This is a genomic window from Stenotrophomonas sp. P5_A8, from assembly GCF_056400545.1.
On the sequence record NZ_JBFULB010000008.1, the window covers coordinates 17,589 to 39,393 of the forward strand.

At 66.9% G+C, this 21,805-nt stretch carries 19 protein-coding genes; 12 read left to right on the forward strand and 7 right to left on the reverse strand.

Going from position 1 to position 21,805, the window contains the following annotated elements; all coding sequences use genetic code 11:
• Nucleotides 1-34: 34 nt before the first annotated feature.
• The 6 genes from murC (at nt 35) to lpxC (ending at nt 7,059) form a co-directional block, all read left to right on the forward strand.
• On the forward strand, nt 35-1,471 hold the full coding sequence (murC, locus tag AC1DQP_RS01330) for a UDP-N-acetylmuramate--L-alanine ligase (RefSeq protein ID WP_457318346.1): 1,437 nt from the start codon (nt 35-37) through the stop codon (nt 1,469-1,471).
• On the forward strand, nt 1,468-2,460 hold the full coding sequence (locus AC1DQP_RS01335) for a D-alanine--D-alanine ligase (protein WP_457318345.1): 993 nt from the start codon (nt 1,468-1,470) through the stop codon (nt 2,458-2,460). Before murC ends, AC1DQP_RS01335 begins: the two co-directional genes overlap by 4 nt.
• Nucleotides 2,457-3,188, forward strand: a complete 732-nt coding sequence (locus tag AC1DQP_RS01340; RefSeq protein WP_256774913.1) for a cell division protein FtsQ/DivIB — start codon at nt 2,457-2,459, stop codon at nt 3,186-3,188. Before AC1DQP_RS01335 ends, AC1DQP_RS01340 begins: the two co-directional genes overlap by 4 nt.
• Nucleotides 3,185-4,420, forward strand: coding sequence for a cell division protein FtsA (gene ftsA, locus AC1DQP_RS01345; protein WP_017355446.1), 1,236 nt, complete (start codon nt 3,185-3,187; stop codon nt 4,418-4,420). Before AC1DQP_RS01340 ends, ftsA begins: the two co-directional genes overlap by 4 nt.
• Nucleotides 4,421-4,703: 283 nt before the next feature.
• Entirely contained in the window at nt 4,704-5,936 is a 1,233-nt protein-coding gene (gene ftsZ, locus AC1DQP_RS01350) for a cell division protein FtsZ (protein ID WP_256774914.1), read from the forward strand.
• A 211-nt stretch (nt 5,937-6,147) separates the two neighbouring features.
• Complete coding sequence (gene lpxC, locus AC1DQP_RS01355) at nt 6,148-7,059, forward strand: UDP-3-O-acyl-N-acetylglucosamine deacetylase (RefSeq protein ID WP_256774915.1); 912 nt, start codon at nt 6,148-6,150, stop codon at nt 7,057-7,059.
• 277 nt (nt 7,060-7,336) lie between these two features.
• Here lpxC and AC1DQP_RS01360 read toward each other — a convergent pair whose 3' ends face one another.
• Nucleotides 7,337-7,777: a DciA family protein gene (locus AC1DQP_RS01360; protein WP_256774916.1), complete on the reverse strand. Its 441-nt coding sequence runs from the start codon at nt 7,775-7,777 to the stop codon at nt 7,337-7,339.
• Nucleotides 7,778-7,789: 12 nt separating this feature from the next.
• On the opposite strand from AC1DQP_RS01360, the gene AC1DQP_RS01365 reads away from it, so the two are divergent.
• From AC1DQP_RS01365 to AC1DQP_RS01380, 4 genes are all read left to right on the forward strand, one after another.
• Nucleotides 7,790-8,740, forward strand: coding sequence for a M23 family metallopeptidase (locus tag AC1DQP_RS01365; RefSeq protein ID WP_038690496.1), 951 nt, complete (start codon nt 7,790-7,792; stop codon nt 8,738-8,740).
• A 168-nt stretch (nt 8,741-8,908) separates the two neighbouring features.
• Nucleotides 8,909-11,641, forward strand: coding sequence for a preprotein translocase subunit SecA (secA, locus tag AC1DQP_RS01370; protein WP_478050975.1), 2,733 nt, complete (start codon nt 8,909-8,911; stop codon nt 11,639-11,641).
• A 598-nt stretch (nt 11,642-12,239) separates the two neighbouring features.
• Nucleotides 12,240-15,872 (forward strand): autotransporter outer membrane beta-barrel domain-containing protein, encoded by a 3,633-nt coding sequence (locus AC1DQP_RS01375; protein ID WP_478050976.1) that lies wholly within the window; start codon nt 12,240-12,242, stop codon nt 15,870-15,872.
• A gap of 177 nt (nt 15,873-16,049) precedes the next feature.
• Nucleotides 16,050-17,003, forward strand: coding sequence for a Nudix family hydrolase (locus AC1DQP_RS01380; protein ID WP_478050977.1), 954 nt, complete (start codon nt 16,050-16,052; stop codon nt 17,001-17,003).
• Between the two features lie 73 nt (nt 17,004-17,076).
• Here AC1DQP_RS01380 and AC1DQP_RS01385 read toward each other — a convergent pair whose 3' ends face one another.
• Entirely contained in the window at nt 17,077-17,661 is a 585-nt protein-coding gene (locus tag AC1DQP_RS01385) for a DUF4124 domain-containing protein (protein ID WP_478050978.1), read from the reverse strand.
• Between the two features lie 50 nt (nt 17,662-17,711).
• Nucleotides 17,712-18,539, reverse strand: coding sequence for a methylenetetrahydrofolate reductase [NAD(P)H] (metF, locus tag AC1DQP_RS01390; protein ID WP_457320559.1), 828 nt, complete (start codon nt 18,537-18,539; stop codon nt 17,712-17,714).
• 130 nt (nt 18,540-18,669) lie between these two features.
• On the opposite strand from metF, the gene AC1DQP_RS01395 reads away from it, so the two are divergent.
• Nucleotides 18,670-19,227 carry a DUF3228 family protein gene (locus tag AC1DQP_RS01395; RefSeq protein ID WP_478050979.1) on the forward strand — a complete coding sequence of 186 codons (558 nt, stop codon included), beginning with the start codon at nt 18,670-18,672 and terminating at the stop codon, nt 19,225-19,227.
• Nucleotides 19,228-19,316: 89 nt separating this feature from the next.
• Here AC1DQP_RS01395 and AC1DQP_RS01400 read toward each other — a convergent pair whose 3' ends face one another.
• The 3 genes from AC1DQP_RS01400 to ybaK are packed head-to-tail and all read right to left on the reverse strand — an operon-like array spanning nt 19,317 to nt 20,672.
• Nucleotides 19,317-19,691, reverse strand: a complete 375-nt coding sequence (locus tag AC1DQP_RS01400) for an Imm10 family immunity protein (protein ID WP_256774922.1) — start codon at nt 19,689-19,691, stop codon at nt 19,317-19,319.
• On the reverse strand, nt 19,684-20,199 hold the full coding sequence (locus tag AC1DQP_RS01405) for a hypothetical protein (protein ID WP_457320552.1): 516 nt from the start codon (nt 20,197-20,199) through the stop codon (nt 19,684-19,686). Before AC1DQP_RS01405 ends, AC1DQP_RS01400 begins: the two co-directional genes overlap by 8 nt.
• Nucleotides 20,199-20,672 (reverse strand): Cys-tRNA(Pro) deacylase, encoded by a 474-nt coding sequence (ybaK, locus tag AC1DQP_RS01410; RefSeq protein ID WP_457320550.1) that lies wholly within the window; start codon nt 20,670-20,672, stop codon nt 20,199-20,201. Before ybaK ends, AC1DQP_RS01405 begins: the two co-directional genes overlap by 1 nt.
• Nucleotides 20,673-20,689: 17 nt before the next feature.
• Here ybaK and AC1DQP_RS01415 point away from each other — a divergent pair, with 17 nt between their 5' ends.
• Nucleotides 20,690-21,592 (forward strand): tetratricopeptide repeat protein, encoded by a 903-nt coding sequence (locus AC1DQP_RS01415; protein ID WP_478050980.1) that lies wholly within the window; start codon nt 20,690-20,692, stop codon nt 21,590-21,592.
• Nucleotides 21,593-21,665: 73 nt separating this feature from the next.
• Here AC1DQP_RS01415 and AC1DQP_RS01420 read toward each other — a convergent pair.
• Nucleotides 21,666-21,805: adenosylhomocysteinase (locus tag AC1DQP_RS01420; protein WP_478050981.1), on the reverse strand; the 140-nt coding region annotated here is incomplete at its 5' end.

The window sequence follows — 21,805 nt, forward strand, 5'->3', positions numbered from 1 at the left end:
TGCGCCACCGCGCACGCCTGACGCGAGGCCGCGCATGATCCGTCGCCTGCACGACACCAACGACCTGGTGCGCGCCTTCCCGCGCGTGCACTTCGTCGGCATCGGCGGCACCGGCATGAGCGGCATCGCCGAAGTGATGCTGACCCTGGGCTATGAAGTGTCCGGTTCGGACAACGCCGACAACGCCGCGACCCGTCGCCTGGCCAGCCTCGGTGCGCGCGTGATGCGCGGCCATTCGGCGGCCAACGTGCTCGGCACCGACTGCGTGGTGGTGTCCAGCGCGATCCGCGATGACAACCCCGAGCTGATGGAAGCGCGCAGCCAGCGCATTCCGATCATGCCGCGTGCGGCCATGCTGGCCGAACTGATGCGCTTCCGCCGCGGCATCGCGGTGGCCGGTACCCACGGCAAGACCACCACCACCAGCCTCACGGCCGCGGTGCTGAGCGAAGGCGGGCTGGACCCGACCTTCGTGATCGGTGGCCAGCTGCTGGCCGCCGGTGCCAACGCCAAGCTGGGCAGTGGCCAGTGGCTGGTGGCCGAAGCCGATGAAAGCGATGGCAGCTTCCTGCGCCTGAACCCGCTGGTGTCGGTGATCACCAACATCGATTCGGATCACCTGGAAAACTACGGCAACGATTTCGCCCGCGTCCAGGCCGCCTTTGCCGAGTTCCTGCAGCGCCTGCCGTTCTACGGCCTGGCCGTGCTGTGCATCGACGATCCGGAAGTGGCCGCGCTGGCCGCACAGACCCCGCGCCATGTCATGAGCTATGGCATGAGCAGCAACGCCGACGTGCGCGCCGAGAACGTGGTCCAGGATGGACCGCGCATGCGCTTCACCCTGCGCCTGCCCGAAGGCAGCAGCTACCCGGTCACGCTGGCGCTGCCGGGCGCGCACAACGTGCTCAACGCGCTGGCCGCCGCCGCCGTGGGCTGGCAGCTGGGCGTCGCCCCGGACGCCATTGCCCGTGCGCTGGAAAGCTTTGCCGGCATCGGTCGCCGCTTCAATGACCTGGGCATCGTCACCACCCACACCGGCGCCCGTGTGCGTTTGATCGACGACTACGGTCACCACCCGCGCGAGCTGGCGGCGGTGTTCGCGGCCGCCCGTGGCGGCTGGCCGGACCAGCGCCTGGTGGTGGCGTTCCAGCCGCACCGCTACAGCCGTACCCGCGACCAGTTCGATGCCTTTGCCGCGGTGCTGTCCGAAGTGGACGCGCTGGTGCTGAGCGAGGTCTACCCGGCCGGCGAAGCGCCGATCCCGGGCGCCGACTCGCGCTCGTTGGCGCGCGCCATCCGTGCGCGCGGCCGCAGCGAGCCGGTCGTGGTGGGCCATACCGCCGAGCTGTCGCACGTGCTGCCCGACGTGCTGCAGGACGGCGACCTGCTGCTGCTGATGGGCGCCGGCGACATCGGCCACGTGGCGCAGCTGATCGCAACCGAAGGATTCACGGAGACCCCGGCGGCATGAACCCGATCTTCTTCCCGTCGCTGCGTGTCACCGACCCGGCCGTGTTCGGCCGCGTCGCGGTGCTGCTTGGCGGTACCTCCAGCGAACGCGAGGTGTCGCTTGACTCGGGGCGCAACGTGATCGCCGCGCTGCGCGCGCGCGGCGTCGACGCGGTGGCCGTGGATGGCATCCCGGCGCTGGCGCTGGCACTGGTGGAAAAGCGTTTCGACCGCGTATTCAACATCCTGCACGGCCACAACGGCGGCGGTGAGGACGGCATCGTGCAGGGGCTGATGGACGCCTTCGGCGTGCCGTACACCGGCTCCAAGGTGCTTGGCTCTGCGCTGAGCATGGACAAGATCCGCACCAAGCAGGTGTGGTTGTCGCTGGGCCTGCCCACGCCGCGCTACGTCAAGCTGGTGGAGGGCGTGGACGTGCACGCCGCCGCTGCCGAACTCGGCCTGCCGGTGGTGGTCAAGCCCGCCAATGAAGGCTCCAGCGTGGGCATCAGCCGGGTCACCGACGCCGCCGGCCTCGCCGACGCCGTGGCCCTGGCCGCGCGCTACGACGGCCAGCTGCTGATGGAACAGATGGTGGTGGGCGACGAACTCACCGTGGCGATCCTGGGCGACCAGGCCCTGCCGTCGATCCGTATCGTGCCCAAGGGCCAGTGGTACGACTACAACGCCAAGTACATCGCCGAGGACACCCAGTACCTGTGCCCCGGCCTGGACGGCGATGACGAAGCCGACATCCGCCGCGTCGCGCTGGCCGCCTTCCAGGCCGCCGGTTGCCACGGCTGGGGTCGGGTGGACGTGATGCGCGACCGCGACAGCGGCCGCTTCCACCTGCTGGAAGTGAACACCGCGCCGGGCATGACCAGCCACTCGCTGGTACCCAAGGCTGCCGCGCAGGCTGGCATCGGCTTCGAGGAGCTGGTCTGGCGCGTGCTGGAACAGACCCTGCCGACCCACCTGCAGGAGCTGGACAGGGAGCGTGCCCACGCATGAACGCGGTGCTGCGCATCTTCGTCTGGTTGCTGGCCCTGTCGGTCGTAGCGCTGCCCGTGGTGGCGGTGCTCAACGGCTGGGTCGGTGCCGAACGCTGGCCGCTGGCCAAGCTGCGCGTGCACGCCGAGTTCAAGCGGGTGCCGGCCGAACAGCTGCAGCAGGTGGTACTGCCGTATGCCAAGGCCGGGTTCTTCGCGGTCAAGCTGCAGGATGCGCAGGACGCCATCGAAAAGCTGCCGTGGGTGGAAAGCGCGCAGGTGCGCAAGCAGTGGCCGGACGTGCTGGAAATCAGCCTGGTCGAGCACAAGCCGTTCGCGCGCTGGGGCCAGGACCGCCTGCTGTCCGAGCAGGGCAAGCTGTTTGCCACCCCCAAGAAACTGCAGGACCTGCAGCTGCCCGACCTGGACGGCCCGGACTCGCAGACCGAAGAAGTGGTGGCGCTCTACAACGATGCACGTGCGCTGTTTGCGCCGGCCGGGGTGGACGTCAAGCGGGTCACCATGGATGCCCGCGGCAGCTGGTCGCTGCTGCTCAGCAACGGCACCGAAGTGGTGGTCGGCCGCGATGACGCACGCTCTCGCCTGCAGCGGTTCGTGCGCGTGCTGCCGCAGCTGGCCAACCCGCAGGCGCCGATCGAACGCGCCGACCTCCGATATACCAATGGCTTCACGCTGAGCTGGGGTACCCCGGCCGCAACCGCGCCGAAACCGGCGCAGGACAGGACATGAATCGCAAGGGTGACAAATCACTGATCGTCGGACTGGATATCGGCACCTCCAAGGTGGTGGCGCTGGTCGGCGAGTATTCGCCGGGCAATCCGATCGAGGTCATCGGCATCGGCTCGCACGAATCGCGCGGGCTCAAGCGCGGCGTGGTGGTGGATATCGAATCGACGGTGCAGTCCATCCAGCGCGCGGTCGAAGAGGCCGAGCTGATGGCCGGCTGCGAAATCCGCTCGGTGTATGCCTCGATCTCCGGCAACCACGTGCAGTGCAAGAACTCGCCGGGCATCGTGCCGATACGCGACGGTGAAGTGACCTGGGGCGACCTGGACCGCGTGCTCGATGCGGCCAAGGCCGTGGCGATCCCGGCCGACCAGAAGATCCTGCACGCGATCCCGCGCGAGTACGTGCTGGACGATTCGCAGGAAGGCATCCGCAACCCGGTCGGCATGACCGGCGTACGCCTGGAGGTGCACGCGCACCTGGTGGTGTGCGCGCAGTCGGCCGCGGCCAACATCTCCAAGTGCGTTCAGCGCTGCGGCCTGCAGGTCGACGACCTGGTCCTGTCTTCGCTGGCCTCCAGCGTGGCCGTGCTGACCGCCGACGAGCGCGAGCTGGGCGTGGTGCTGGTCGACATGGGCGCCGGCACCACCGACCTGGCCGTGTTCGTGCAGGGCGCGATCTGCCACACCGCGTCGCTGCCGATCGCCGGTGACCACGTCACCAACGACATCGCGCACATGCTGCGCACCCCGACCCCGGAAGCCGAACAGATCAAGGTGCGCTACGCGTGCGCCCTGGCGCAGCTGGCCACCGCCGAGGAGAGCATCCAGGTGCCCAGCGTCGGCGATCGTCCGCCGCGCCGGATGCCGCGCCACGCACTGGCCCAGGCGGTGCAGGGCCGTTACGAGGAAATTTTCGAGATGGTGCAGGCCGAACTGCGCCGTTCCGGTTTCGAGGAACTGGTGCGTGCCGGCATGGTGCTCACCGGGGGTGCCTCGAAGATGGAAGGCGTGGTCGAACTGGCCGAGGAAATGCTGCAGATGCCGGTACGCGTTGGCATCCCGCAGCACGTTACCGGGCTGGGCGAAGTGGTCGGCAATCCGGTCCACGCCACCGGCGTAGGCCTGCTGCTGATGGGCAGCCAGATCGAACACCCGCGCCGTCCGTCGCTGCCCACCGGGCGCGCCGGCAGCATGTTCAAGAAACTCAAGACCTGGTTCCGCGGCGAATTCTGAGCGCGGTACTGACACGCAGTACACATGCAACACGCGATAAGCATTTCCCGAAAATTCCACGCAGTCCACGCAACACCGGCAACACCACGCAGTGCGAAGTAACTGGAACACAGGCAACACCGCGGCCCCCCGGCCGTTCATTGAAGCAGGCAACACGGCCGCAACCGGTGCGAACCGGCCAGGGCAAACCAACTACAACTCGCCGGCACGACGGTGGGGGAGGACAGGAGAAGGAATCTCCAACGCCCCCGTCCCGCGTAAACGGCATCAAGAGGACACGGACATGGCGCATTTCGAACTGATTGAAAAGATGGCACCCAATGCGGTGATCAAGGTGATCGGCGTGGGCGGCGGCGGCGGCAACGCCGTGGCGCACATGGTCAGCACCAGTGTGGACGGCGTGGAATTCATCACCGCCAACACCGACTCGCAGGCCATCAAGAATTGCGGTGCCAAGCTGCAGCTGCAGCTGGGTACCAACGTCACCAAGGGCCTGGGCGCCGGCGCGAATCCGGAAGTGGGCCGCCAGGCCGCGCTGGAAGACCGCGAGCGCATCATGGATGCCCTGCAGGGTGCGGACATGGTGTTCATCACCGCCGGCATGGGCGGCGGCACCGGCACCGGCGCCGCGCCGGTGGTTGCACAGCTGGCCAAGGAGATGGGCATCCTGACCGTCGCCGTGGTCACCAAGCCGTTCCCGTTCGAAGGCCGTCGCCGCATGCAGGTCGCGCTGAAGGGCATCGAGGAACTGAGCCAGCATTGCGATTCGCTGATCACCATCCCCAACGAAAAGCTGATCACCGTGCTGGGCCGCAACGCCACCATGATCCAGGCCTTCCGTGCCGCCAACGACGTCCTCCAGGGCGCCGTGCAGGGCATCGCCGACCTGATCGTGCGTCCGGGCCTGATCAACGTCGACTTCGCCGACGTGCGCACCGTCATGTCCGAAATGGGCCTGGCGATGATGGGCACCGGCACCGCCCGTGGCGATGACCGCGCCCAGGCCGCCGCCGAAGCCGCCATCCAGAACCCGCTGCTGGACGATGTGAACCTGGCCGGTGCCAACGGCATCCTGGTCAACATCACCGCCGGCGCCGACTTCACCATGGCCGAGTTCGACGAGATCGGCCGCACCATCGATGGCTTCGCTTCCGAAGACGCCACCGTGGTGGTCGGTACCGTGCTGGATCCGGATATGCAGGACGAAGTCCGCGTGACCGTGGTCGCCACCGGCCTGAACCGTGCCGTGGCTGCCAAGACCCAGCGTCCGGGCGAGCGCGCGCCGATCAAGCTGGTCCGCAACGCCACCACCGGCCAGCCGGAGTTCGGCGAGTTCGACACCGGCGGCGATGCCGTGTCCAAGGCCGTCGGCGGCATGGGCATGGGGATGGGCCTGCGTCGTCCCAGCGCGGACACCGTGGCTCCGTCGGCGCCGTCGTCCTCGGGCCCCGCGGCTGCTGAACTGCCCAACGATTACCTGGACATCCCGGCGTTCCTGCGCCGCCAGGCGGACTGACGCGTGCATGCCGGGGTCTTGTCCTCCCCGGTTGACGCCTCCATGTCCCTTGCTGCCGGGCCAGGATCGGCCCGGCAGTCTGCCGCCTTCGTGCCTCGGCACGTGTGTGCGGCGCTGCCCGTCTTTCGGTTCAGAAAGGGGGAGCGGTAGTGCGTGTTATTCTTGTTTGTCACCGTCGCGCTGACCGCGCGCTTTCCCGGTCCTGCTCCCCATGATTCCGCAACGAACCCTCAAGAACACGATCCGCGCCACCGGCGTTGGCCTGCACAGCGGTGACAAGGTCTACATGACCCTGCGCCCGGCACCGGTCAACCATGGCATCGTGTTCCGGCGGGTCGATCTGGAACCGGTGGTGGAAGTGCCCGCGCGCGCGGACCTGGTCACCGAAGTCACCCTGTGCACCGGGCTGACCTACCACGACGCCAAGATCCAGACCGTCGAACACCTGATGTCGGCCCTGGCCGGCCTGGGCGTGGACAACATCATCGTGGAATTGTCCTCGGCCGAGCTTCCGATCATGGACGGCTCTTCCGGTCCGTTCGTGTTCCTGCTGCAGTCGGCAGGCATCGCCGAGCAGGACGCACCCAAGCGCTTCATCCGCATTCTCAAGACCGTGGAAGTGACCGAAGGCGACAAGGTCGCCCGCTTCGAGCCCTACGAGGGCTACAAGCTCGGTTTCACCATCCAGTTCGATCATCCGATGATCCCGGCCAAGCAGTCCCGCGCCGAGATCGAGTTCTCCACGGCCGCCTACACCAAGGAAATCTCCCGCGCTCGCACCTTCGGCTTCATGCGCGACCTGGAGTACATGCGCGAGCGCAACCTGGGTCTGGGCGGGTCGATGGACAACGCCATCGTGCTCGACGAATTCCGTGTGCTCAACGACGACGGCCTGCGCTACGCCGACGAGTTCGTGCGCCACAAGATCCTCGACGCGATCGGCGACCTGTACCTGGCCGGTGGCCAAGTGCTGGGTGCCTACGAAGGCTTCAAATCCGGCCATGCGCTCAACAACAAGCTGGTGCGGGCCCTGATGGCCGATGCCAGCGCCTGGGAGTGGGTCAGCTATGACGCGGCGGCGGCCACGGCCCCGGTCGTTTACAGTGTCCCGGCCTACGCCTGATCTTCCGCAATCCATTGAATCTATTGAAAAACAAACGGCGCCCAAGGCGCCGTTTCGCGTTTCCGGGTCGAACCCGCTGGTTTCTTGACGTCGATGAACCATTGGCCGACGTGGGTCACGGATTTGTGAACCTGATCGAGGTTCTTGCTGAATTTAACGCAAATTTAATAAAAGACTAACGACTGGGCGACGTTCCGCGGCTACGATGCAGGCCGGTTCCCTGACAAGTTCACATGTTCGTGACGCGTCGGGGAAGGGGCCGGATGCCCCGATGCMTTCAGGATTTGGAGAGGTCCATGTCCTTCAGGCAAGCCAACGCGTCGCGTAGCCCTTTGTGCGTGGCGGCTGAAACTGCGTGGGGGCCATTCCGGTTGTCAACCGCTGGGGAGCGGGGAGGAGGGGCAGGCGCAGTTTTGACGGTCACCTTGGTGACCTTCAGCCCGATGGACCGGGCCGCGTCGATCAACTGTGCTTCGGCAAGCCGCAACCTGGCGTGCCACACGGGGGAGTCGACGAGAAAAACGAGGTGCTCGCCGTTTACATTCGCCAGCCGGCAACGGGTGGCCAGTGCAGGCGGTAAATGGGGGCGTAACTGACGGTCCAGCGCGTCGAGCCACAAGGCGCGGCGCAGCGGGTTACCGGCTTTATCCGCCATCACCGCATCCAGCGCCGGCTTCGGCGTTGATGGGGAACGGGCACTGGATTTCGGCTCAGACATGAAAACTCACTGATGGCATTCAAAAAGATCGTAATCAAAACGCGTGAAGGAAAGGCCAAGACGCCGCTGGCGCGTTTGCGTTTCTACTTCGAGGATTCACCCCGGGCCCTGCTGGGCAGTGTGCTGGGGGTAGGCTGCCTGATCGGCTTCGGTGCCGGTATCGGTGGCAGCATGTTCAACGATTCCCGGCTCCACGCCAAGGTCGCCCAGCAGGAACGCGAGCTGGCGCAGGCCCAGAAAGACGCCCAGACCCAGGTCAACGCGCTGGCAGCGCGGATGGGTGAACTGCAGGCGCAGGCCACCCGTCTCAACGCCCTGGGCGAACGGCTCACCCAGATGGGCAAGCTGGAGGACGGCGAATTCGACTTCAACGAGACCCCCGGCCTCGGTGAAGGCGAGCCCGGCCCCACCCAGGACATCCCGGTCAGCGCGGTCAACGCCGACTTACAGGTGCTGGAGCAGCGCTTCGCTGCTTCAGGCCGCCAGCTGTCGGTGATGGAATCGCTGATGTTCGACCACCAGCTCGAGCAGAACGCGGTGCCCGGCCGCATGCCGATCCGCAACACCTACATCACCTCCAACTTCGGCACCCGCAGCGATCCGTTCGGTCGCGGTGCGGCCACCCACAAGGGCATGGATTTCCACGCCAAGGTCGGTGACCCGGTGATGTCGGTGGCCGACGGCGTGGTCAGCTTCGCCGGCGTGAAGGGCGGCTACGGCAACGTGGTCGACGTGGACCACGGCAACGGCTATGTGACCCGCTACGCGCACAACTCGCGCCTGGTGGTGAAGCCGGGCGACCTGGTCCGGGCCGGTCAGGAAGTGGCCAAGGCCGGTTCCACGGGCCGTTCCACCGGTGCCCACGTGCACTTCGAGGTGTGGGAGCGGGGCCAGGTGGTCAACCCGCGCAAGTTCCTCGGTGACGGCGGCAATACCCCGGTCGGGCGCGTTTCGCGCGGCTGATCGCGGATTTTCGCTTCGGAAGGGGGTGCTTGAAACGCCAGGCCCCCGACCCAAGCTACAATGGGTGTTGCCATAGACAGGGCGCAGTGCGCCCTGTTTCGTTTGCGGCGGACGATTCCCCCGGGGGAGCGTCGCCGTTGGGGCGTCTCATTCCAACCGGTTCCTTCAATGATCAACAGCCTGCTTACCCGCGTCTTCGGCAGTCGTAATGAACGACAGCTGCGCCAGCTCAACCGCATCGTCGCCAAGGTCAATGCGTTGGAGCCGGAAATCGAAACGCTCTCCGACGAGCAGCTCAAGGCCAAGACCCCGGAGTTCAAGCAGCGCATCGCTGACGGTGAAGCCCTGGACAAGGTGCTCCCGGAAGCGTTCGCGGTCTGCCGTGAAGCCAGCCGCCGCGTGCTCGGCATGCGCCACTATGACGTCCAGCTGATCGGCGGCATGGTCCTGCACCTGGGCAAGATCGCCGAAATGCGCACCGGTGAAGGCAAGACCCTGGTCGCCACGCTGCCGGTGTACCTCAACGCGCTGGAAGGCAAGGGCGTCCACGTCGTCACCGTCAACGACTACCTGGCACGCCGTGACTCGGCGCAGATGGGCAAGCTGTACAACTGGCTTGGCCTGAGCGTGGGCGTGGTGTACCCGGGCATGCCGCACGGCGACAAGCGCGAGGCCTATGCCAGCGACATCACCTACGGCACCAACAACRAATTCGGCTTCGACTACCTGCGCGACAACATGGCGCTGTCGCGCGCCGACCGCTACCAGCGCGGCCTGCACTACGCCATCGTCGATGAGGTCGACTCGATCCTGATCGACGAAGCGCGCACCCCGCTGATCATCTCCGGCCCGGCCGATGATTCCCCGGAGCTGTATATCCGCGTCAACCGCGTCGTCCCGCACCTGATCAAACAGGAAGCCGAGGAAGGCGAGGGCGATTTCTGGGTCGATGAAAAGGGCAAGCAGGTCCACCTGTCCGAAGCGGGCATGGAGCACGCCGAAGCGCTGCTGGTCGAGGCGGGCATCCTCAACGCCGAGACCGAAGGCCTGTACGCCGCGCAGAACCTGACCGTGGTGCACCACCTCAATGCCGCCCTGCGCGCGCATGCCATCTACCAGCGCGACGTCGATTACATCGTGCGCGATGGCGAAGTGGTGATCGTCGATGAGTTCACCGGCCGTACCCTGGCCGGCCGTCGCTGGTCCGATGGCCTGCACCAGGCGGTGGAAGCGAAGGAAGGCGTGCCGGTCCAGCGCGAGAACCAGACGCTGGCCAGCATCACCTTCCAGAACCTGTTCCGCATGTACAAGAAGCTGTCCGGCATGACCGGTACGGCCGATACCGAAGCCTACGAATTCCAGAGCATCTACAACCTGGAAGTGGTGGTCATCCCGACCAACCGCCCGACCATCCGCAAGGACGGTTCGGACCAGGTGTTCCTCAACCGCAACGGCAAGTTCAACGCGGTGCTGGCCGACATCCAGGCCTGCAACGAGCGCGGCCAGCCGGTGCTGGTGGGCACCACCTCGATCGAAACCTCGGAAATGCTGTCCGAGCACCTGCGCAAGGCCGGTGTGCACCACGAGGTGCTCAACGCCAAGCAGCATGATCGCGAAGCAACCATCATCGCCAACGCCGGCATGCCCGGTGCTGTGACCATCGCCACCAACATGGCCGGTCGCGGTACCGACATCGTGCTGGGCGGTTCGCTGGAAGCGCAGCTGCACGAGCTGGGCGAAGACGCCAGCGACGCGCAGCGCGCCCAGGTCAAGGCCGAGTGGCAGGCCCGCCATGAAGTGGTCAAGGCCGCCGGCGGCCTGCACATCGTGGGCACCGAGCGCCACGAATCGCGTCGTATCGACAACCAGCTGCGTGGCCGTTCCGGCCRTCAGGGCGATCCGGGTTCGTCCCGCTTCTACCTGTCGCTGGAAGACAACCTGATGCGCATCTTCGCCTCGGACTGGGTCCAGAAGGCGATGCGCATGATGGGCATGAAGGAAGACGACGTCATCGAGGACCGCCTGGTCAGCCGCCAGATCGAGAAGGCGCAGCGCAAGGTGGAAGCGCACAACTTCGACATCCGCAAGAACCTGCTGGACTTCGACGACGTCAACAACGACCAGCGCAAGGTGATCTATGCCCAGCGCGATGAACTGCTCGATGCGGAGTCGGTGAAGGAAAACGTCGACGGTATCCGTGGCGATGTGATCTACGACATCGTGGCGCGCTTCGTGCCGCCGAACTCGATCGACGAGCAGTGGGACCTGAAGGGTCTGGAAGCCACGCTGGAGTCGGATCTGGGCGTACAGATGGACCTGGTGGGGCTGGTCAAGCTGCACGAGGAACTGGACGCCGAAGCGATCGCCGAGAAGGTCCAGGCGCGCGTCGACGAACACTTCGCCGAGAAGGAAGCCGGCGTGGGCGATGAGACCATGCGCGCACTGGAGAAGCACGTGATGCTGACCGTGCTCGACCAGAGCTGGAAGGAGCATCTGGCACGCATGGATTACCTGCGCCAGGGCATCTACCTGCGCGGTTATGCGCAGAAGCAGCCCAAGCAGGAATACAAGAAGGAAGCGTTCGAGCTGTTCTCGGAAATGCTGGAGAACGTCAAGCGCGAAGTGGTGACCCTGCTGGCGCGCGTGCGCATCCGCAGCGAAGAGGAAGTGGCCGCGCTGGAAGCTGCCGAGCGCCAGCAGGTGGAAGCCCGTCTGCTGCAGTCGCAGTTCCAGCATCAGGACGCTGGCAGCTACAGCGCCGACGAAGAGGCCGCGCAGGTGGAAGCGTCGCAGAACGGTGTGGCGCAGGTGCGGCTGGACGAGCCCAAGGTCGGTCGTAACGATCCGTGCCCGTGCGGCAGCGGCAAGAAGTACAAGCACTGCCACGGTCAGTTGACCTGACCTGATCTGACGCACGCTGAAAAAGCCCCGCGGATGCGGGGCTTTTTTTTGGGTTTTTTCTCATTGCGCATGGAAAGCACGTGGCGTGCTTCGAACTTTTCCAGACGTGGCCGTCGGTGRGTCGGGCGCTGGGCCCCATGCCCTTTCCGGCGACGCCCCCGGCCGCGGGCGGCCTCCYCCTTKATTTCGCCTCCAAGGGCATGGGGCCCTCACGCGMGCGACAATCCTGATCGGAGGCGCCACAGATCCTCATCGCGCCGGAACCACCGAGTCACATGCGTATCGTCGTGTACCTCTGAGCAACAAGACGCTGCTTCCATTTGGCAGAAGAACTTTTTTGTTCTTGTTCCAAAGCGCGCTGCATCGCACTGCGACGTGTGATGTGTAGCGCTTAAGACGAATTATCAGAGAACTCTGACCCGCGATTCAGGGCATCCCCACATCGCACTAAGACGCGTCCGATGGGCAGTTTCAATGAATGCATTTACTTTCTGCGTCCCCGTGTTTTTTAAGCCAGAGCACGTTGGAAATTGCCGCGACATTGCGTTCCACACGATGTGGAATCGCCGCGCCCCTGAGTCCACTTACATGGAGTTTCATGAACAGGATTTATCGCCTGGTGTTCAACCACACCACCGGCTTGATGCAGGTTGCATCCGAACTGACCGCTTCGCATACCTGCCCCGCACCCGTTGTTGGCGGTACGCGTCGACGCTCCGCATTGAGCGCGGCCATGCTGGTTGCGCTGGGTCTTGCCGCCGTGCCGGCACAGTCCGCGTTCGCGGCCGTGTTCGATTTCGACAGCGACGAAACCGTTACGGATTCGCGCGTCTACGCCGACGGCCTGCGTATCGGCCCGAACGGTCCGGTGGTGGTCGACCTCGGCCCGGGTGGCTCGATCATTTCCAATGACCTGGTGTCGCTGGGTACCAACGTCGGCGGCGATGGCACGCTGCGTGCACAAGGCGCGGGCGTTTCGCTGACGGTCAATAGTGCCTCGGTGCGCGTCGGTGACGCGGGCAACGGCACGTTGGAACTCCTCAACGGCGCTACCGCCAGCGTTGCCGGCGGCACCGTCTCCTTCGGTTACGGCGTCGACGCCTTCGGCGTTGGCCTGGTGGAGGGTGCCGGTTCGCTGCTGAGCGCCCGCCAGATGCTGGTCGGCCGTGAGGGCAGTGCCGTGCTGACCATCGGCAACGGTGGCCGGGTGGAGACCACCAAGGTCGCCACGCCTGCGGCCGGCGAGTTCGGCCTGGCCATCGGGTCCGAGGCGGGCAGCATTGGTCTGGTGAACGTTGTCGCGGGCGGCCAACTGGCGGTTACCGACAACTATCTGCTGGTGGGACAGGCCGGCAACGGCACGCTCAACATCGACGGTGGCGCGGTCGACGCCGGCCGTGGCCTGCGGACCGGCACGGCGAGCGGTGGCGACGGCACGGTCAGGGTCGTCAACGGCGGCCAGTTGGCCACGCAGGACCTGGATATCGGTTACGCACAGGGCGGCAGCGGTTCGATGCAGGTCACTGGCACCGGGTCGACGGTGAACGCGTCCCTGATGCGCGTGTCCGGGAGTGGCGACGGTGCGCTGCGTATCGAAAACGGCGGCGTGGTCGCGGTCACCGGCAATGTCACCGCCGAAGACAACGTGGGCCTGCCGAGCAACGCGGCCCGCGTCGGCCGCATTGAAGTGTCCGGCGCGGGCTCGCTGCTGAGTGGCGACCGGGTCATGACCAGTACCCACCTGCTGGTGAGCGATGGCGGCGAGATCCGTTCCAACAGCGCACGGATCAAGGATTCCTACAGCGATACCGGCGTGGCAACACTGACCGGCGCGGGCAGCCGCTGGAGCAATCTGGGTGAACTGGATGCACGGACCAACGTGGACGTGCTCGACGGCGCGCTGGTCGCCACCGATACGCTGCTGGTCTCCGGTGGCACCAACACCATGCTCAACGCTCCCCAGCGCTACGACCAGCAGGTCCGGGTGAGCGGTGCCGGCGCGGCGATCGAGGCCGCCAACGGCATCACCGTTGGCGCGCATCTGGTCGGTGAGCCCTACGGCGTCCTCAGCGTCAGCAACGGCGGTCGCGTCGCGGCAGGGACCACGCTGACCCTTGGCAGCTCGGGCTATGTGGCCGTGGGTGGCGGTATGCAGACCTGGTCGGTGGCCAACGATGGTCCGCTGTGGCGCGCAGCCGAAGCGGCCGGCGAACTGCAGGGCACCATCGCCATGCAGGTCGCCTCGGGCGGCCTGGTGTTCAACCACACCGACGACATCACCCTGTCCAACACCCTTGCCAGCGTGGTCAGCGGCAACAATTACACCGGCGGGGCAGTGACCCAGATCGCCGGCAGCACCACGTTGAATGGCGATCTGACCGGTTTCGGCGGCGACATCAAGGTGACGGGCGGTGCGCTGCAGATCGATTCGGACACGTACACCGGCCAGGGATACGTCGGTAGCAGCCAGGCCTTCATGCAGCAGATCGACGTCTCCGGCGGCACCCTGGTGCTCAACGGCAGCGCCGGCTTCCAGCAGCAGATCGACTACGGCAGCAGCACCGAGACCGTGCGCAGCTCGGCGGTGACGGTGAGCGGGCAGGGCACCCTTGCGGGCAACGCCACCGTTGGCGAAACCTACGTATACAACGGCGGCACGCTGTCGCCGGGCCACAACGGCATCGGCGCGATGACCATCGACGGCGATCTGTACCTGAGTGYCAACGGCGCCCCCGGCGGTGCGATCAGCGGTCCTTCGTTCTTCGACGTGGACGTGCTCGGCAACGGTCAGAGCGATCGCCTCACCGTCACCGGCAAGGCCTACCTGGGCCGTGGCTCGAACCTGCTCAACACCGCTGACGCCAGCGTGCGCATCACCGGCCTGGACCCGGCGGTGAGCTACCAGAACGGCCAGACCTACACGATCCTCGATGCGGCGGAAGGCGTGCAGGGCGCGTTCGACGAGGTGGTGTCCAAGTCGGCCTTCCTGGCCCCGACCCTGGCCTACACCGACAACCAGGTGCAGCTGACCATCGCGGTCAAGGATGCGGGGGGTACGCCGGTGGACCCCGTCGATCCTGTCGATCCGGTGACCCCGGTGGATCCCGGCAATCCGGGCACGCCTGGCAATGGCGGCAATCCGCCGATCGTGTTCGGCGCGGTGGCGGCCACCGGCAACCAGCGCGCCACCGCAGCGGCGCTGGATTCGCTGCAGCAGTCCGGCCAGGCGCTGGCGCTGTACAACGGCCTGCTGATGCTGGATGAAGCCGGCGCGCGCGACGCGTTCGACGACCTGTCCGGTGAACTCCACGCCAGCAGCCGCGCCCTGCTGCTGGAAGACCGTTTCCTGCGCGAAGGCATCGCCCAGCGTCTGCGCCCGGATCCGAGCATGGCCGCGTCGGGCCCGTCGGCGTGGGTGGCAGGTGCCGGTACCGCTACCCGCCAGGATTCGGACGGCTCCGCCGCGCGCACCCGCCAGCACCGCGAGGGCCTGATGGCCGGCGTCGACTGGACCGTCGGCGGCGCGTGGACGGTCGGCTTGGCGGCAGGGTCGGAGTCGCTGCGTCAGCAGATCGATGACCGCCATGCCAACACCGAGGTCGATGCCGTGCACGGCGGCCTGTACGCCGGCTTCCGCGGTGAGGAACTGTGGATCAACGGTGGTGCCAGCTATGCCGACTACGACCTGGATACCCGGCGCATGGTGGGTACCGGCACCAGCTGGGCACAGGCGCTCAACAGCAGCTACAACGCGCACGCTGTGTCGGTGTTCGCCGAGGGCGGCTGGGACATGGAACTGGACGCGCTCACCCTGACCCCGTACGTCGCCATCGCCTACACCCGCCTGTCGACCGAAGCCGGCGTGGAAACCGGCGGCAGTGCGGCGCTGGCGATCGATGCCAGCAAGGACGAGGTGTGGACCACCACGGCCGGTATCCGCGCCTCGTGGGACATCAGCGGCGGCCAGACCGACGCTGCCCGCCTGGAGGCCGGGCTGGCCTGGCAGAACGCCAGTGGCGAACTGCGTGCCGACTCGCGCCACCGCTTCGTCGCCGGCAGCGACCGCTTCACCGTCAGCGGCCTGCCACTGGCGCGCAATGTGGGCATCGCCGAACTGGGTGTATCGGTGCATGTCACCGACAACAGCCGTCTGTCCCTGTTCGCGCAGGGCCGTGCGGGCGATGGCCAGCGTGAGCTGGGCGCGCAGCTGAACTGGAACGTGTCGTTCTGACCGACGCCGCGCCCTGATGCATGATCGCGAAGGGCCCCGCAAGGGGCCCTTCGTTCGTCTGGCAACCCCGCAAGACCCGTCCGGCGTGCTGTGGCGGATCGCCCGCCCGCTGCGCTGGACCCCGCGTTGCGCACGCCGGCATTGCACCACCCCGGTGCCATTGGGCATGCTCACCCCATGCCATCCCCCAAACGATCGATCCACGTCGTGGCCGGCGTCATCACCGACGCCCGCGGCCGCATCCTGCTCAACCGCCGTACCGAGAACAGCGACATGGYCGGCCTCTGGGAGTTTCCCGGCGGCAAGCGTGAGCCGGGCGAGACCTCCGAGCAGGCGCTGGTGCGCGAGCTGCGCGAAGAGCTGGGCATCGAGGCGGAGATCGGCGAGTGGATCATGGAGGTACCGCAGCTCTACCCGGACAAGCGGCTGCGGCTGGAAGTACGCCGGATCAGCAGCTGGAAGGGCTCACCGCGCGGCCGCGAAGGCCAGGCCATCACCTGGGTGGCCCCGGACAAGCTGGCGCGCTACTCGATGCCGCCGGCCGATCTGCCGGTGGTGGCCGCCCTGCGCCACCCCGACCGCTACCTGATCACCCCCGAACCCGAGGCCGACCACGCCCAGGCCCACCAGGCCTGGCAGCAGTGCCTGGCGCAGGCGGTGGCCGCCGGTGCCAACCGCATCCAGCTGCGCACCCCCGCCAGCCCGGCACGGGTGGCCTTGGCCGAACAGGCCATTGGGGCCCATCGCGGCCGCGTGCAGTGGCTGCTCAACCGTGACATCGCACTGGCCCGCCGGCTCGGCGTTGGCGTGCATCTGGGCGGCGAACAGCTGCTGCAGCTGGACGCGCGCCCGCTGCCAGCCGAACAGCTGGTGGCGGCGTCCTGCCACGATCTGGCGCAGTTGCAGGCCGCGCAGCGGCTGGGCTGCGATTTCGCCGTGCTCGGCCCGGTCCAGGCCACCCCCAGCCATCCCGGCGCGAGCGCGCTGGGCTGGGAGGCATTCGAAGGACTGCGCGAACAGGTGTCGCTGCCGCTGTACGCGCTGGGTGGGCTGCATCCGGATGACATCGGCGAGGCGCGCCGGCATGGCGCCCAGGGCATCGCTGCAATCCGGGCGCTGTGGCCCGCCTGATCGGACCGCCGGCCGCCTGTAACCCGCAACCCGGTAGTGCCGGCCGCTGGCCGGCAACCCCAGCCAACCGCCGCTACAACGTGATCCAGAAACACCCGTACTGCCGCCGCAGCCCGAACACCGTGCGCGCCGGCGTTGCCGTGCTGCCCAGGGTCTGCTCCAGCCGCAGCCCTACCGGGCGCGGCCGGCGCGGCGTGACCTCCGCCAGCGGCTGCCCATCGCCACCCGGCACCGACGCAGCGGCAGGCGCCGCCACGGCACTCTCATCGCTGGCCGGATACACCGGGGCGATATCCACCAGCGGCCGTTGCACCACCGATTCCAGCCGTCCGATGATGTGGCGGGCGGTGGCGTTGGACACGTCGTTCCACAGGTAGATCGAGGACAGCCGATTGACGTCCTGCAGGCTGACCGCATCGCGGATCTGCCCGGTCAGTTCGCTGAGCCGGCGCGCGCAGCCGGCGCGATAGATGCCGGTGTTGCCCACCGTCGGTGCATGCGCGGGCATGCGTGCGGTAGCGCCCAGCGCATCGCAGCTGCGGTCGGTGAACACGGTCTGGCCCTGGGCGTTGGTGCAACGGTTGACGCGCTGCGCCTGTGCCGACGCCGGGTTTGGCAGGCACAGGGCGCACAACAGGGGCAGGAGGAGTGCTTTCATTGCAGCAGCGTAGCGGTGCCAGCGTTATCTGCAAGCGATTTGAGCGTGCTTCAAGGGCGCAGCAGCTTGAGCACCTGGGTGGTTGGCTTGGCCAGGTTGAGCGTGTAGAAATGCAGCCCCGGCGCGCCACCGGCGACCAGCCGCTCGCACAGTCCGGCGACCACCTCGGCACCGAACGCGCGCACCGATTCGGCATCGTCGCCGAAGGCCTGCATCTTCCGGCCGATCCAGCGCGGGATCTCCGCACCGCACTGCTCGGAGAACCGGCGAAGCTGGCTGAAGTTGGAGATCGGCATGATTCCCGGCACGATCGGCACCGTTACCCCGAGCTTGCGCACCGCGTCGACGAAGTGGAAGTACGCATCGGCGTTGAAGAAATACTGGGTGATCGCCGCGTCCGCGCCGGCGTCGATCTTGGTCTTGAAGTGCTTCAGGTCCAGCAGCGCGTCGTTGGCCTGCGGATGGGTTTCGGGGTAGGCGCCCACTTCGATCCGGAACGCGTCGCCGTGCTCGGCGCGGATGAAGCTGATCAGGTCCGAGGCGTAACGCAGGTCGCCGGGGTGGCCCATGCCCGACGGCAGGTCACCGCGCAGGGCGACGATGCGTCGGCAACCGATCGCGCGGTACAGCTTGAGCAGTTCGCGGATCTCTTCGCGGCTGCCGCCCACGCAGGACAGGTGCGGCGCGGCCTCGAAACCGTGGTGCTGCTTGAGATGGCGGACGGTTTCGGAGGTGTAGCTCAAGGTCGAGCCGCCGGCCCCGAACGTACACGACACGTACTCGGGCGAGAAGGCCTTGAGCTTGCTCGCGGTACGGTCGAGCTGGGCGCGCTGCTCGTCGGTCTTGGGCGGGTAGAACTCGAAGCTGATGGCGGTCATGGCGGCGGCGGCGACGGGTGTGGGGATATCATATCGCTTCATCGCGATGAATGTAAAAAATAGGCTATCGGGGATTGGCCGCCGGGTCGACCGGTTACCCTTTGCGCCTGTTCTGGCTGCCGCGTTCCCCATGTCCATCATCCTTACCGAATTCGCCMGTCCCCGCTTGTTCCCGCGTACCCCACGCGGCAACACCCTCCAGGATTGCACCGCCGAGCAGTTCCAGGCGCATCTCAACACGCACGCGCCGCTGAAGGTGCTTGATGGCTATGCGCCGTTCTGCAAGCTGTTCGTCTACGACAACTGGACCTCCACGCGCTGCCTGACCGTGCCGATCACCGACGCCAACCGCCACCAGCTCCACACCGGCTACGAGGCGCGCAACCGCAACGAGCTGCCGGTGCTGGTGCGCTGGTTCGAGGGCGTGGAGTCGCCGCGCGCGAACTACCTGGTGGTGATCCTGTACAGCGCCGGACAACTCGCGCTGGAAGGCTCGCCGATCGATGCAGACTGGGGCATCGTCGGCTGCATCTACACCGCCGAGCCGGAAGAAGTGCCGATGGCGCCGATCACCATGATGCGCAACGCGCTGGGGGTGGACGAGGGCGGTTCCGGGGTGCCATTGGACCGCGAGGCCTACCAGCGTGCGGTGGCGTTCTGGGAGCGCAACGCCAACTGGCGGCCGTAACCGCCCTGCCCGGGTAGAGCCACCCCATGGTGGCTGCACGCGGTGCCGGTGCGAGACGCCGCCACGCATGGCGTGCCACTCCGGGTCTATCAGGCGTCGACCGGGATGCCCATGCGCTGCAGCATCGCGGCGAATGCGGCAACGTCCTCCGGCGGCGCCGCCAGGGCGATGCGCAGCGGCGAAGCCGCCAGGCCCAGCGCATCGGTGGTGATGGCATCCAGGTGCAGCACCAGTGCGCCGGCCGGGAGCTGCGCAGACTGGATGCCGCCGTAGGCCGAGCGTGCCTGCGCGTGCAGGCAGACATGCACGCCGTCCAGGCCCAGGGCGATGTCCTGCGCATCGGGATGCTCGGCCTTCTGCAGCAGCAGGTAGCGGCGGGTGTCGTGTTCGTGGTCGGCCAGGCCGGCCAGCAGCACGCCGTCGTCCGCGCCGACGTGGATGACGGTGGCGATGAACTCAGGCATGCGCTGGGGTTTCTTCAACGGTTGGAACGGCCAAGGTCCACTCCCACCACGGGTAGTGGTACTCGCGGTCGGTGGCAAGCCAGTGCGCCGAGCAGTCCACGCAGGTGACCGAACGCGCTTCACCCCATCCACCCTCGGCTTCACCTACCGCATCGATGACCACGTGCCCGCGGGTGGCCTCGCGGCGCGGATCGAAGAACGGGTAGTGCGGATACAGCGCGCACAGGCAACCTGCCCGATCCCGCCAGAAGCGCAGCCGCCGCAGCGCGAACTGCAGGTGATGGTTGTTGGCGAACACTGCACCGCCCAGCCCGATGTGTGCGGTAGCGCGCCCGATGCGTTCGACCCACGGCGCAAGCGCGTCCAGTTCGGCCGGATCGCGGAGCTGGGCGATGGCGCAGGCAGCGCTGTAGATGCGGTCGGGGTCCGACGACAACAGCGCCTGCAGGTGCTGGGCGCCGGGTCCTTCGGTAGGGGCCGCTGGCGCCCGGGAGAAGGGCCAGCGCATCAGCGGGTCCTACCGATGGCGGCATAGCTGCCATCGGTGAGCTGCAGCAGGTCGGCCGGTGCCACTGCGACCTCCAGCCCACGCCGGCCGGCGCTCACATGCAGCGTGGGCAGCGCCTGCGCGCTGGCATCGAGGAACGTGCGGTGCTTTTTCTTCTGCCCCAGCGGGCTGATCCCGCCGACCAGGTAGCCGGTGGCGCGCTGTGCCTGCTCCACGTCGGCCATCTCGCACTTCCTGCAGCCGGCCGCTTCGGCCAGCGCCTTCAGGTCCAGCGTGCCGCTGACCGGCACGATCGCCACCAGCAGTTCGTGCTTTTCGGTGCTGGCCAGCAGGGTCTTGAACACCTGCGCCGGGTCCAGCCCGAGCTGCTGCACCGCTTCGCCGCCGTAGGAGTCGGCATCGGGATCATGTGGGTAGGACAGCACGCTGTGGGTGATGCCGTGCTTCTTGAGCAGGTTGATGGCCGGGGTCATGGGGGCATCGTAACGCGGTGCGGGCCGGCTGCCTTGACCGGGGCTACTGCGATCGCGGCGATAATGGCGGCGTTCCCGTCTGGAAAGATCCCATGCGCCTCTCTGGTCAATGCAACGCGCTCAGCYTCGACAGTGATGTGGCGCGCGGACCGTATCCCCCGCAGGGGTTTGTGTCGATCGCGGAAGGCGCGCTTGGCAACGGCGATTGTTTCGGGCTGTATTGGCCGTTGGGGCGTGAGGGAGATGCGCCTTTCGTCTGCGAGATGTTCCATGACGAATGGCGTATGGAACTGCGCCATTCCTCGGTGCAGGTGTTCTCGCACTGGCTGGAATTGAACGAGGGCGAGTATGGCGAGCATGAGGTCGAAGATCCCGGTTCGCCAACCGAGCAGTTCGAGCAGGCGCGCGCGCAGGTGCTGGCGGGGCAGGTCGAGCAGGCCATTGAACTGCTGCGCGCAGCATGCGCCGCGTTCCCGGAGCTTCAGCAGGGCTGGGCGCTGCTGGCAAGCCAGTACATGCGGCAAGGGCAGCGCGATGCGGCGATCGATGCGGCACGTTCGGCCGTGCTTGCCAACTGGGCATTTGGCATTCCCGAGCCCGGGGTGCTGCGCATTCTGCGTGCTGCCCCGGCGAGCATCGACCCGGTGATCGCCCTGGTGCAGCGGATGGGCTTCGCCTTCGGCGGCGCCAAGACCAATCCGGATTACGCGCTGATGCAGGCCTGCATCGACGAATGCTGGGCCGCCGGTAATGCCCTGACGGCGCTGCGACTGTCGCAGAACCGCTGCTACGTGCTTGCTGGCGAAACGGTGTCTTTCCAGGAACGGGAAGGATTCACGCTGTCGCGCTGGCAGGCGGACTTCGCCGGGCAGTGTCAGGCCGTCCTCAACGACGACCGCAGGTGTTTCGGCCAGGACTGAGGGAATGCCACCACGAAAACGGGCGCCTTTCGGCGCCCGTCTGTTTTTCAACGCAACCGGATCGGCAGGCCGATCAGTAGCGGTAATGCTCCGGCTTGAACGGACCTTCCACCGGCACGCCGATGTAGTCGGCCTGTTCCTGGCTCAGGGTGGTCAGCTTCACGCCGATCTTTTCCAGGTGCAGACGCGCCACTTCCTCGTCCAGCTTCTTCG